11 protein-coding genes are annotated in these 12,708 nt (G+C 59.7%); 8 read left to right on the top strand and 3 right to left on the bottom strand.

Features of this window, described 5'->3' with window-relative positions; translation table 11 throughout:
* Nucleotides 1-7: 7 nt before the first annotated feature.
* Together ABJO75_RS12590 and ABJO75_RS12585 are read right to left on the bottom strand one after the other, a co-directional pair.
* Nucleotides 8-1,399, bottom strand: a complete 1,392-nt coding sequence (locus ABJO75_RS12590; RefSeq protein WP_348123912.1) for a sensor histidine kinase — start codon at nucleotides 1,397-1,399, stop codon at nucleotides 8-10.
* On the bottom strand, nucleotides 1,399-2,067 hold the full coding sequence (locus ABJO75_RS12585; protein WP_348123910.1) for a response regulator transcription factor: 669 nt from the start codon (nucleotides 2,065-2,067) through the stop codon (nucleotides 1,399-1,401). The genes ABJO75_RS12590 and ABJO75_RS12585 overlap by 1 nt, the downstream gene beginning before the upstream one ends.
* Before the next feature lie 152 nt (nucleotides 2,068-2,219).
* On the opposite strand from ABJO75_RS12585, the gene ABJO75_RS12580 reads away from it, so the two are divergent.
* The 5 genes from ABJO75_RS12580 to ABJO75_RS12560 all read left to right on the top strand — a co-directional run bounded on the left by ABJO75_RS12580 (nucleotide 2,220) and on the right by ABJO75_RS12560 (nucleotide 8,420).
* Nucleotides 2,220-3,308, top strand: a complete 1,089-nt coding sequence (locus tag ABJO75_RS12580) for a tricarboxylate transporter (RefSeq protein ID WP_348123908.1) — start codon at nucleotides 2,220-2,222, stop codon at nucleotides 3,306-3,308.
* A 71-nt stretch (nucleotides 3,309-3,379) separates the two neighbouring features.
* The gene (locus ABJO75_RS12575; RefSeq protein ID WP_348123906.1) at nucleotides 3,380-5,410 is read left to right on the top strand and encodes a tripartite tricarboxylate transporter permease; all 2,031 of its coding nucleotides are present in this window, start codon (nucleotides 3,380-3,382) and stop codon (nucleotides 5,408-5,410) included.
* A gap of 10 nt (nucleotides 5,411-5,420) precedes the next feature.
* On the top strand, nucleotides 5,421-6,509 hold the full coding sequence (locus ABJO75_RS12570; protein ID WP_348123904.1) for a 4-oxalomesaconate tautomerase: 1,089 nt from the start codon (nucleotides 5,421-5,423) through the stop codon (nucleotides 6,507-6,509).
* A gap of 1 nt (nucleotide 6,510) precedes the next feature.
* The gene (locus ABJO75_RS12565) at nucleotides 6,511-7,326 is read left to right on the top strand and encodes a universal stress protein (protein WP_348123902.1); all 816 of its coding nucleotides are present in this window, start codon (nucleotides 6,511-6,513) and stop codon (nucleotides 7,324-7,326) included.
* A gap of 113 nt (nucleotides 7,327-7,439) precedes the next feature.
* Nucleotides 7,440-8,420, top strand: a complete 981-nt coding sequence (locus ABJO75_RS12560) for a D-2-hydroxyacid dehydrogenase family protein (protein WP_348123964.1) — start codon at nucleotides 7,440-7,442, stop codon at nucleotides 8,418-8,420.
* Here the strand turns inward: ABJO75_RS12560 and ABJO75_RS12555 are convergent.
* Nucleotides 8,389-9,432, bottom strand: a complete 1,044-nt coding sequence (locus tag ABJO75_RS12555; protein ID WP_348123962.1) for an AbrB family transcriptional regulator — start codon at nucleotides 9,430-9,432, stop codon at nucleotides 8,389-8,391. The two genes, ABJO75_RS12560 and ABJO75_RS12555, sit on opposite strands and share 32 nt — an antisense overlap.
* Before the next feature lie 100 nt (nucleotides 9,433-9,532).
* Between ABJO75_RS12555 and ABJO75_RS12550 the strand changes: the two genes are divergently transcribed.
* The 3 genes from ABJO75_RS12550 to tcuB are packed head-to-tail and all read left to right on the top strand — an operon-like array spanning nucleotide 9,533 to nucleotide 12,687.
* On the top strand, nucleotides 9,533-10,210 hold the full coding sequence (locus ABJO75_RS12550) for a GntR family transcriptional regulator (protein WP_348123900.1): 678 nt from the start codon (nucleotides 9,533-9,535) through the stop codon (nucleotides 10,208-10,210).
* Nucleotides 10,211-10,217: 7 nt separating this feature from the next.
* On the top strand, nucleotides 10,218-11,618 hold the full coding sequence (gene tcuA, locus ABJO75_RS12545) for an FAD-dependent tricarballylate dehydrogenase TcuA (RefSeq protein WP_348123898.1): 1,401 nt from the start codon (nucleotides 10,218-10,220) through the stop codon (nucleotides 11,616-11,618).
* A complete protein-coding gene (gene tcuB, locus ABJO75_RS12540) occupies nucleotides 11,608-12,687 on the top strand; it encodes a tricarballylate utilization 4Fe-4S protein TcuB (RefSeq protein ID WP_348123896.1) in 1,080 nt (359 codons plus the stop codon). The genes tcuA and tcuB overlap by 11 nt, the downstream gene beginning before the upstream one ends.
* Nucleotides 12,688-12,708 lie beyond the last annotated feature (21 nt).

Here is a 12,708-nt window from a genome sequence, read left to right as displayed (position 1 = left end):
AGAACGGTCAGCCGGTACGGCGTTTGGCGGGCCCGCCTACTTGCCGAAGGGGGAGGCGCAGCGTCAGGCGCGCGCCTTGATCGGAAGGTTCGATATGCACCTCGCCCCCGTGCAGCTTGGCCACTTCGCTTACGATAGACAGACCCAGACCGCTGCCTTCGCCCGGCGCGAGCTGACCAAAGCGCCGAAATGCAGTTTCCGAGTCGCCGGGTGACAGGCCGCGACCATCGTCGGAAACCTCGATGATCGCCTGACCGTCTGCCAAACTCGTGCGGACAGAGATTTCCGAAAGATCGGGGCCACCATGCTGTGTGGCGTTGTCGATCAGGTTCTTGATCGCTTCTCCGACCAATATGGGGTCACCGCGGACTGTCAAAGATGCGGGATGTCGGTCGAAACCAAAGTCGAGATCTCGGGACAGGATTTCTGATCCCATGTCCGAACATAGGGTTTCGGCAACCTCGCCAAGGTCAAAGGTTTCATCGTTCTGTTGTTTGCCATAACGCAACCGCTCCAGCGAAAGCAGTTGTTCTGCAAGCCGGGCAGAATTGCGAGCGGCGCCGATCAGCTCTTGTTCGCGGCGGCTTTTCTGGGTCGCATCCCGAACGTCCGGTAGGGTCTCGGCCAGAGACAGCAAGGCCGCAGCCGGGTTTCGCAACTGGTGCGCCGCGTCCGAGATAAACGCCTGATGTGCCTTGATGCTATGGTCTACCTCGCCAAGCAACCGGTTCAATGTCTGAACGATCCCCGACACTTCGGAAGGCACGGGCCGTTTGATGCGGCGCAAATCGTCCGGTGATCGGCGTTGGATGGCGTCATGCAGGTTGTTCAGAGGCCGCAGGCCCATCTGCACGCCGAACCACACGACAACCGCGAGCGTCGCCATCAGCGCCAAAATCAGCGCGGCGGCCCGAAGGGCGAGTGCCTGCGCAAATATCTCGCGTTCGCGGATCCGTTGCCAGGCGGTGACCACAGTTTTTCCTGTCATGGTGCCGATCGTTGTCGTTTCGGACATGCGAAGCACACGAACCGGTTCGTCACGGTATTCGGCGATCATGTAATGCGGGCCGTCGCCTTCGACTGATATGCGGGAACTGGGCGGATAGGCGTATCCGGTGACGTAAATCCCACCCGGTCCGGTCACATGATAAAAGACTTCTCCGCCACCCGCGTCAGAGATCAGCGCGCGGGTCCGTGGCGACAGCGCATCGCCCTCGGAGATCGCAACATCCCGCGAAATTGCCAGCGCAGCGGCGAGCAGGCCCCGGTCAAACAACTCTTCTGCCGTCGATTGCGCCACCGCAAACCGCCAGAAGCCAAGCAGGATCGAGACCAGCAGAAGTGGCGTCAGAATGAGAAGGAATAGTCGAAGTCGCAACGACATGGGACCAGACGTCATCAGGTCTCGACTTCCAGCATATATCCAAGGCCCCGTGCCGTCTTGATCCGGACACCGTGATTTTCGAGCCGCCGGCGCAGTCGCGAGACATGGGGTTCGATGGCGCTGTCGTCGACTTCGGCACCGGTACCGTAGACATGCGTAACAAGCTGTGGTTTTGACACGATCCGCCCGCGCCTTTCCAAGAGGCACTCAAGCGTTGCGATCTCTTTGCGTGGAACATCAAGCGGGGTATCGCCATCCATGAGCTGCCGGCTGGTTCGGTCAAAAACCAAAAGGCCAATGCTGTCCCGTTCGGCATAAACAAGGCTCTTTCGTCTCGACATCGCGCGAAGTCGGGCCTCGAGTTCGTCCATTTCAAAGGGCTTGGTCAGGTAGTCGTCGGCACCAGCATCCAACCCTGCAACCCGTTCTGCCGTCTCGCTGCGTGCGGTGAGCAGAATGACCGGTGTGCCGTCCCCGCGGCGGCGCATTGCGCGCAGAACTTCCATGCCGTTCATGCCCGGCAGGTTGATATCAAGAACCACGAGATCCGCACCATCCTGTGCCATGAAAGCATCGGCATCTCTGCCGTCATGGAGCACGTCCACGGAGTGTCCGCGGTCACGCAGGCGATAGGCGATTGCGTTGGCCAATGCGGTGTTATCTTCAATGATTGCAATGCGCATGGATTAAACATTGTCATGTAGCGCAAGTTTCACGCAAGGTTAATGGGTCAGGTTTTCTGGCATTGGAGGAGGGATTCGTCCCTTAAATGCAAAAACCGCCGAACCGGATCGCTGATTCCGGGGCGCAACGAATCGTCCATGGGAGGACACCAATGACCGTACGCAAACTTGCCACGACAGTGGCAGCCGGTGCTATAATTGCCGCAGGCATGACTGCCCCGGCCGCAGCCGAGGCCGATTTTTCCGGGAAAACGATTGAATGGGTGATCCCGTTCTCGGAGACCGGTGGTTCGGCCAAATGGGCCAACTTCTTTGCACCGCTTCTGTCCGAGGAATTGCCGGGCAATCCGACCGTGGTGGTAAAATTCATGCCGGGCGCAGGCTCGACCAAGGGCGCCAACTGGTTTCAGGAGCAGGAACACGACGATGGCACGCTGCTGTTCGGCACATCCGGCTCGACGCAGTTCCCCTACCTTCTGGGCGATCCCCGCGTGCGCTATGAATACAGCGACTGGGTGCCTGTCATGGCCTCGGGCACAGGCGGTGTTGCTTATCTGAACCCCGAGGATGGCGCCAAGTTCGACGGCTCGGCCAACAATCTCAAGGACATCGACTTTATCTATGGCTCGCAGGGCGCAACGCGCCTCGATCTTGTGCCGCTTTTAGCGTGGCAGATGCTGGGCATGAACGTCGAGCCGGTCTTTGGTATCAAAGGTCGCGGCGACGGACGTCTGATGTTCGAACGCGGTGAAGCCACCATCGATTATCAGACCTCTTCTGCCTATCTCGGCGCATCTGCGGATCTCGTCGCCAATGGTCAGGCCGTGGCGATGATGACATGGGGCGCGCTGGATGATGACGGTAACATCGTGCGCGACCCAACCTTTCCCGACATTCCGACTTTCAAAGAAGTCTGCGAAGCCACCGATGGTTGCGAAACCAGCGGCGAGGCATGGGATGCATGGAAAGCGTTTTTCATCGCCGGTTTCCCGGTCCAGAAGATCGGTTTCCTGCCTGCAGGCACGCCGGATGACATTCGGATGACCTATGAGCAAGCCTTTGACGCCGTACGCAGCCGTGATGACTTTGCCGAAATCGCATCGGCGCGCGTTGGCAAGTATCCGGTCTTTGTAGGGGACGGCGCTGCCAAGGCGACTAAGGAAGGCACAACAGTGTCCCCCGAAGCCAAGGCCTTTGTGACCAACTGGTTGCAAGAAGCCTATGGCGTCTCGCTGAAATAACGCGACCTTGCGGCCCCGGTCTGACACCGGGGCCGTTCTCCCTTTATTCATAATAACAAGAGGTCGGCGCGATGGACATTCTAGCAACCGCTCTACCCGCTCTGAGCGATGCCTGGGCACTCATCCTGCAACCGATGGTTCTGGGCTATCTGGTTCTTGGCGTGGTCATGGGCCTTGCCGTTGGTGTGTTTCCCGGTCTCGGTGGCATTGCCGGCCTGTCGTTGCTGCTGCCCTTCATGTTTGGCATGGAGCCCGTTCTGGGCCTCGCGCTGATGATCGGCATGGTCGCGGTGGTGCCGACCTCGGATACTTTTGCCTCGGTCCTGATGGGGATACCGGGGTCTTCGGCCTCGCAGGCTACGGTGCTCGATGGTTTCCCGCTGGCCAAGAAAGGGCAGGCGGCACGCGCGCTTTCGGCCGCGTTCACCTCTTCGCTGTTTGGCGGGCTGGTTGGGGCGCTGTTCCTGACCATGTTCATTCTGGTGGCGCGCCCGCTTGTGCTCGCCTTTGGCCTGCCCGAGATGTTGATGATCACAGTGCTTGGGCTGTCGATGGTCGCGGTTCTGGCGGGGCGCGTGGCGCTCAAGGGGCTTGCCGCCGCCGGACTCGGTTTGATGATCGGCACCATTGGCGAGGCCGACGCGGGTGGCAGCCTGCGCATGGCGAGCTATGATATTCCCTACCTCACCGACGGTCTGAAACTGGTGATCGTCGGCCTTGGCATCTTTGCGGTGCCTGAAATCGTATCGCTCCTCCGGCAGGACCAGTCCATCGCCAAAGATGCCAAGCTCGGCTCTGGTTGGGGGGATGGTGTGCGCGATTGGGTCGCCAACAAATGGCTATCGATCCGCTGCTCGCTGATCGGTGTGGTCGTCGGCGTTATCCCGGGCCTTGGTGGATCGGTCGTTGACTGGATCGCCTATGGTCACGCGGTGCAGACCACCAAGGACAAATCGAATTTCGGCAAGGGTGAAATTCGCGGCGTGATCGGGCCGGAAAGCTCGAACAACGCCAAGGAAGGCGGCGGTCTGGTGCCAACGCTTCTGTTCGGTATCCCCGGTTCCGGCTCGATGGCGATCTTTATCGGTGCCATCGCGCTTTTGGGGTCGGGTGACATCGAAGTTGGCCCGTCAATGCTGCGCGACAATCTGGACATCACCTATTCCATCGTCTGGCTGCTGGCTCTGGCCAATGTGGTCGGCACGTTGCTGTGCATCGCGGCCTCGGGCGGTATCGCCAAGTTGACCACGATCCGCTTTACCTATCTCGCACCGTTCCTGTTCATGCTGATCAGCTTTGCGGCATTCCAGTCGGGGCAGAACTTTGAAGACATCCTTGCGCTGTTTGCAATCGGATTGATCGGCATCTTTTTGCGTCGTTTTGACTGGTCGCGCCCGGCCTTTCTGATCGGTTTCGTGCTGTCGAACCCGGTCGAAAAGTTCTCGAACCAGGCGTTCCAGATCGCATCGTTCCGTTTCCGCAAGAGCTTTGAAGAGGGCATGGATTACATCTTTTCGCCGATCGTGATCGTGCTGATCATTATCACCGTTGTTTCGGTTGTTCTTGGCATCCGGCAGGCGAAAAGCATCATGGCCGAAGGCGATGTGAAATCCGGCTCCAAGCGAGCGCCGCTGGTGTTCCTGCTGGTGATTATTGCCTATCTGGTGACGGCGCTGATCAATGCGAACATGATTCCCGACTTCAATCTGACAGACAAGATCGTGCCGTTGGTTGTCGGTGGCATCGCATTGGCCTGCTGCCTGATCATGCTGGTACAGATGATCATGCGGCCTGAAACAGACGTGATCTTTGCCGACAAGGAAGTCGCGGGCGAAGATGCCGATGCACCCTATGGGCTGTGGTCGACGTTGGCGTGGTTTGCGGGGCTGATCGTGGCGACGTGGTTTGTGGGTTTCATCCTTGCGTTGCTTGGTTTCCTAGTTTCCTTCCTGCGCGTCCGTGCCGGGGCCGATTGGCGCAAGACGTTTATCCTGACCGCGTGCGGCCTTGCGCTGATGTGCGTCATGGCCGGTGCGCTGAACCGCGACTTCCCGCCGGGCCTGCTGCAAGGTGCCGTCGATCTACCTTGGCCGCTGAAGTGAGGGCAGAGGCATGACGCAGACTGGTATACCTTTCATATTCATGCGCGGAGGCACCTCGCGCGGGCCCTATTTCAACCGCGCAGATCTGCCAGAGGATCGCGAGGTCCTAGCCGAGGTTCTTATCGCCGCCGTAGGGTCGGGCCATCCGCTCAATATCGACGGGATCGGTGGCGGCGCGGCTGTGACGACCAAGGTTGCGATGCTGTCCCGGTCGGATGATGACTGGGCCGACGTGGATTATTTCTTTGCTCAGGTCTCGGTCGAAGATCGCCTTGTCGACTTTAAGCCGACCTGCGGCAACATCCTGTCGGGCGTCGGTCCTGCGGCGATCGAAATGGGGTTGGTTGAACCGCTGGGTGATGAAACTGAAATCCGCATCCGCGCGGTCAATACTGGTGCCAGGGTCGTGGCAAAGGTGCAGACCCCGAATAGCGCGCTTGACTATCAGGGGGATGCGGCGATCGCCGGTGTTCCCGGCACCGCCGCCCCGATTGCGCTGAACTTCATGGGTGTCGTCGGCTCGTCTACCGGTGCCTTTCTGCCAACCGACACTCTGCGCGATGAGATCGACGGGATAGAGGTCACCTGTATGGATGTTGCGATGCCCATGGTCATCGCAAGGGCTTCTGATTTTGGTCTGACGGGACATGAAAGCGTCGCAGAGCTCGACGCCGACAAGGACTTTTTCGCGCGGATGGAAGCCGTGCGGACAAAGGCTGGCGCGTTGATGGGGATGGGTGATGTGTCCAAATCGGTAACACCTAAATTTGGCATTCTTGCACCCGCGAAAGACGGCGGCACGATTGCGGCGCGCTACTTTATGCCCTGGAATACACATCCAAGCATGGCGGTCACCGGGTCCCAGTGTCTTGCCTCTTGTGCGTTGACACCCGGAACCATTGCCGATGGCCTGCTTGAGCGCCCGACCGAAAGCCCGGCAAATGTTGTCATCGAACACGCGTCGGGAACCATCGAAGTTCTGGTGGACTTTGCCAAGAACAATGGGTTTTCGCTGAATTCCGCCGGGTTGCTGAGGACCGCGCGCAAACTGGCGGATGGCACGATCTATGTCCCGTCGCATATCTGGGAGGGCAAATAACATGCCGATCATGAACCTGCTTGTGGCTTTCAACGGTTCCGATGCCTCGGTCGCGGCACTGCGCTATGCGGCCTCTCTGGCCCGCGCGCGGGGCGCGCATGTGACGGCGATACTTGCCCATTCCACGCATGATGTGATCAATCGGTCGTCGCGCTGGATCCCGAAAGAGGCACGTGCTTTGCTTGACGAGGCCAATGGCGGCATCGTCACGGCCATCGAAAACGCATTTGAATCTCTGCGGGCAGAGCTGGACCTAGGTGACGCCCTGTCCTTTCGCGAGGTCGCAGGTCGCGTGGATACCGTCCTCTCCGATGCGGCGCGCTCGTTTGATGCGATTATCGTCGGGCGCCATATGGATCAGGACGACGGGCATGTTTCATTGCATCCCGACCGTATCGCCTTGTTGTCGGGCCGGCCGGTGATCGTGGTGCCCGAAGGCTATACCGCCGATGCGCGCCACAGCCATGCGGCGCTCGCATGGGACGGCGGTCGCGCGGCGGCGCGTGCCTTGTCGGATGCGCTGCAGTTTCTGGAGGGGCAGGGCAAGGTCAGCGTGCTGACCGTCGGAAGGCGCAGCGACTGGCCGATTACCGATCTGATGACGCATCTGTCGCGTCACGATGTCGAAAGCGTGCACGAGGACTTTCCCGAAACCCATCCGGTTGCCGAGACGGTGCTGTCCTATTGCGCGCGCCATGACCTGTCGCTGCTGGTCATGGGGGCCTATGAGCATTCCAAGTTCCGTGAGGATTTTCTGGGAGGTGTCACTGCCAAGGTTCTGCAAGAGATCAAGATACCCGTTCTACTGTCGCATTGACCCTAGGCTGATTAGCCGCTGCCGCGCGGGTTGCCGAAAAATGCAGCCTTGTATCGAAAACTCCACATTGTATACTACGGTATGCAATGAAAGATGAAGCCATGCCGAAGCCTATGAAGGTTCATATTCTGGACGACTGGTTTGACACACTGCGCGGATTGCCGTGTTTTGAACTGCTCAACGAACATGATGTGACGGTCTGGACTGACCATGTCGAAGACGAGGCCGTTCTCGCAGAACGGTTGGCCGATGCCGAGGTGTTGGTCTTGTTCCGCGAAAGAACCCGCATCACGCGCAGCTTGCTGGATCGCCTGCCAAACCTACGTTTGATCTCTCAGCGCAGCGTTTACCCGCATGTGGACGTTCCGGCCTGTACCGACACAGACGTACTGCTGTGTTCCAACATGCACAGCGATACTCCGTCCTATGCGGCGGCGGAACTGACCTTTGGTCTGATCCTCGCCGCTATGCGCCAAATCCCTGCCCAGATGGCTTCGGCCAAGGCGGGCCATTGGCAGATGGGTGTGGGCAAGACGCTCAGAAACCGCACGCTTGGGCTTTACGGATATGGCCGTATCGGACGGGAAGTTGCCAACTATGCCAGCGCGTTCGGGATGAAGGTGATCTGGTGGAGTTCGGACAGCGGCCGCGCGCGGGCACGTGCGGATGGAGTTGTGGTCGCAGACAGCCGCGAGGCCTTTTTCGCTGACAGTGACGTGGTCTCGGTTCACGTGCGTCTGAAACCTGAAACACGCGGCATCATCACGGGAGCGGATTTTGAGCGGATGCAGCCCGGGGCGCTGTTCGTCAATACGTCGCGCGCGGGCCTTGTTGCTTCTGGTGCACTGCTGGCAGGGCTGAATGCTGGCCGTCCGGGCATGGCGGCGGTTGATGTTTTTGACAGCGAGCCGTTGACCGATCCAACCGACCCTCTGCTGGCACATCCCAACCTGATCTGCACCCCGCATATCGGCTTTGTCACCGAGGACGAATTCGACCTGCAATTCACCGACATTTTTGAGCAGGTGAACGCCTATGCCGCGCAGCGTCCGATCCACATGATCAATCCGGAGGTCTGGAGCGGCGGCGCATAAGCCCGGCCACGATGGGTGCCCCGACGATCACCAGTACGATGCGGGTCAGGTGGTGGGTGATGACAAAGCCCAGATCGGCACCCGTCACGATTGCCAGAACCGTCATTTCGGCCTGACCGCCGGGTGCAAAGGCAAGAAACGCCTCAACCGGCCGACCCAATCCAAGGTGGGTGACGATCAGAGTGAATGCGGCCGCTAGAACCGCGAGCACGATGACATAGGCAACACCCGCTGCAACGATCCGCTGGAGTTCCCGCAGGGTCACACCGATGAAATGGATACCGATCCCGCAGCCGATAAAGAACTGTGCCAAAAGGATCGCTTCGCGTGGCGGGCGCGCGTGGATCAGCCCTGACAGTGACAGGATTGCGGTCACGATCATCGGCCCAAGGATCGACGCTCCGAACAGCCCGACACGCACTCCGCCTTTCCAGCCGATTAACGCCGCCGCCGCCATCAGTGCAAGTTCGTGCAGTGGAATCTCTGTCGCCGGTGCGCCGATTGGGTTGGTCAGCCCCGCGCCATAGAAAACAGTCAGGAAGACCGGCGCCAGCGTCACGATGATCAACACCCGGGTCGCATGGATCAGCGACAGCGCGCGCGGATCCCCACCGGCCTCGGTGCCGAAGATCACCATGTCCTGCAAGCCTCCCGGCATCGCGGCATAATAGGCAGTTGGCGCATCAAAGCCCCAGACGCGTCGGAAGAACGGCACGCCGACCAGACCAATCATGAGGATGAAGACCGGGACCAGAGCGACCGATGCCGCCATTTTGGGCAATTCGGTCGCCAGTTCCGGAGTGATCGACGCCCCGACCGCAACCCCCAGAACGGTCCGCGCCGCGACCGACACCTGCCCAAATCCTTTGATCGGCGCATGGGCCAATGCCGCGATCAGGCAGGCGGTCATGGGTCCAAAGAGAAACGGCAGAGGGAGGCCAAGAGCCCAGAATATCACCACTCCAAGGGCTGCAAGACAGAAGGTCAGCAGACGTTGACCGGCGGGGGGGATGTTTCTGTAAGGCCTTGACAATTTGGACAGTTCCGACTTGGTTGACTCGCGTTGGATGCGTTTGTATACACGTGGATACAAAATTTCAAGAGGGCGTGGGATGAGCGATCACGACGATACGCAGCAGGCGGGTCCGCAAGGCAATTCAAGCTATCAGCGTCTGTTGGACGAGATCCGTGATGGCGTGCTTTTGCCTGGTGCGCGGCTGCGCGAGACCGAACTCGCCGAGCGGCTGGGCGTCAGTCGCACGCCCGTACGTGAAGCGATCCGCCAACTTGAGGCGGACGGGTTGGTCACGCATGTGCCGCGCCACGGCGCGACGCTGCGCAGCCTCGATTACGCCGAGGTGATGGAGCTTTACGAAATGCGGGCAGTGCTTGAGGGGACGGCGGCGAGACTGGCGGCACGCGCGGCGTCGGATGTGGAACTGGATGAGCTTTCGACACTGAACGATCAGTTGAGCAGGATTGGAACGGGTCGCGAGGCCGCGCGCCTGAACACCATCTTTCACGCGACCCTTCTCGATGCAGCCAAGAACCGGTTTCTTGCGAAATCGATGGCATCGCTGACAAAGGCGATGATGATCCTTGGCCCGACCATGCTGTCAGACAGCAATCGCGCCAAGGCCGCCGATGCCGAACATCGACGCTTGATCGAGGCGCTGAAGGCCAGAGATGGGGCCGCCGCCGAGACGGCGATGCGCGCGCATATCGAGGCATCGCAACGCCTGCGCATCCGATCGCTGCGAGACCGCGATCGCAGAGACGACGAGAGTTAAAGGAAACATGACCGTGCAAGAGAATACCGAGCAGTGGGACGTCGCCGTGATCGGCGGTGGCAACGCCGCCTTGTGTGCGGCGATCACCGCCGCAGAGACCGGGGCCCGGGTGCTCATCCTGGAGACCGCGCCCAAACCCTACCGCGGAGGCAATTCCCGCCACACCCGCAATTTTCGGTGTATGCATTCCGGCCCCCTCGGCCCGCTAACCGACAGCTATTCAGAAGATGAATATTTTTCCGACCTGATGAAGGTGACCGGTGGCAAAACCGATGAACATCTGGCCCGGTTGGCAATCCGCACATCAGAGGAATGTCTGCCCTGGATGGAAGAACACGGGGTAAGGTTTCAGCCCTCGCTGTCCGGTACGCTTTCGCTCGCGCGCACCAACGCCTTTTTCCTTGGCGGCGGCAAAAGCCTTGTGAACGCATACTACCGGACAGCGACCGCACTTGGCGTAGACGTCCGTTACGAAGCCAAGGTGACCCATCTCGAACTGAGCGATGATCGCATTGTTCGCATTGATTTCAGCCATGAAGGTCAGGAACAGAGCATTTCGCCAGCCTCTCTCGTGGTGGCCTCAGGTGGTTTTCAGGCTGATACCGATTGGCTGGCCCGTGCGTGGGGTCCGGCGGCGAAAAATTTCCTGATCCGTGGCACGCCGTATAACCGTGGCGTTGTTCTGGCCGATTTGCTGGATCAGGGCGTCACGCAGGTGGGCGACCCGACCCAGTGTCACGCCGTTGCCATTGATGGACGCGCCCCAAAATTCGACGGTGGCATCGTGACCCGGCTCGACTGTGTGCCGTTTTCCATTGTGGTGAACAAGGACGGCGACCGGTTTTATGACGAAGGCGAGGATGTTTGGCCCAAGCGATACGCGATCTGGGGCCGGTTGGTCGCGGCGCAGCCCGATCAGGTTGGGTATGTCATCATCGATTCCCGGTCCTTGAAACTCTTTATGCCATCGGTTTTCCCACCCATCGAGGCCGCGACCATCGAGGAACTGGCCGACAAGATGGGCCTGCCCGCCCAAGCGCTGCGTGCGACGGTGGATGGTTTCAACGCGGCGTGTGGTGACACTTCGAATTTCCATCCCACCGAACTCGACGGGGTTTGTACGACCGGTATCACTCCGCCCAAGACCAATTGGGCCCGACCAATCGCCGAACCACCCTTTTACGGATACAGTCTGCGCACCGGCGTCACATTTACCTATCTGGGGCTTAAGGTCGACGACCGGGCCCAATGTTCCGTCAATAACCGCCCGGTTCGCAACATGTGGGCCGCTGGCGAAACCATGGCGGGGTCGATCCTGGGGCAAGGTTATCTCGCCGGGTTCGGCATGACCATCGGTACGGTCTTTGGACGCATTGCTGGCAAGGAGGCTGCGGCTTATGCAAATTGATTTCCTCACCGAAGCTCGCCGTCAGGCAGAGATTTGTAACGCCTGCCGCTATTGCGAAGGCTATTGTTCGGTCTTTCCGGCGCTGCATGCGGAACGGGCGTTTTCCGATGGCGACCTGACCCAGCTTGCCAATCTCTGCCATAATTGCCGGGGTTGCTATTATGCCTGCCAGTACACTGCGCCCCACGAATTCGATCTGAATTTGCCGCAGGCGTTGGCCAACGTCCGGCAAGACAGCTGGGAGGAATTCGCCTTTCCGCAGGCCGCCGCGCGCGCGTTTCAGAAACGCGGCGCGTTGATCGCGATTGCGACGGTTGTGGGCTTTGCACTTCTCTTCTGGGCGATCCGGGCGATCGGGTCCCATGGGGGCGAAGGCTTTTATGCAGTGCTTTCGCATGGGGCGTTGGTGGCGATCTTTCTGCCCGCATTCTTTTTTCCGCTTGCCAGCATCGGGGTCAGTCTGCGTCGCTACTGGCAGGCAACCGGGGGCGGAACCGTCACGTTCTCAGACATTCGTCATGCCTTTGGTGCGGCGGCCAATATGCGCAACCTTTCCGGTGGGCATGGCGACGGTTGCAATTTCGAAGATGAAGATCGGTTCAGTCAGGCCCGCCGCATCGCACATCAGGCGGTGATGTATGGTTTCCTGCTTTGTTTCGCCTCAACCAGCGTCGCGACATTCATGCACTACTTTCTGAATATGCCAGCGCCCTATGGCCTCTTTTCGCTACCCAAGCTGCTTGGCCTGTCTGGTGGCGTCCTGCTGGTGTTGGGTTGCTTTGAAATGATCCGGCTAAAGCTGCGGTCAGATCGCCACCTTGGCGCAGAGAATGCGTGGGGTGGCGAGATCGGTTTTATCGGCCTTCTCGGCTTTGTCGGATTGAGTGGCCTTTTGCTTTACGTCCTTGGTCAAAGCAGCCTGATGCCGGCTTTGCTGGTTCTGCATCTTGGTGCCGTGCTGACGTTTTTCCTTGTGACGCCGTTCACCAAGATGGCGCACGGCTTTTTCAGGCTGACTGCTCTGACCCGCGATGCACAGCGGATCCGGTTGGGCGCAGCCAGCGTGTAAAAGCGACCGGTTGCGCAGGGT

Source organism: Sedimentitalea sp., assembly GCF_039973035.1.
GTDB lineage: Bacteria > Pseudomonadota > Alphaproteobacteria > Rhodobacterales > Rhodobacteraceae > Sedimentitalea.
The sequence above is the reverse complement of the archived record's forward strand: the minus strand, read 5'-3'. Positions and strand labels throughout refer to the sequence as shown.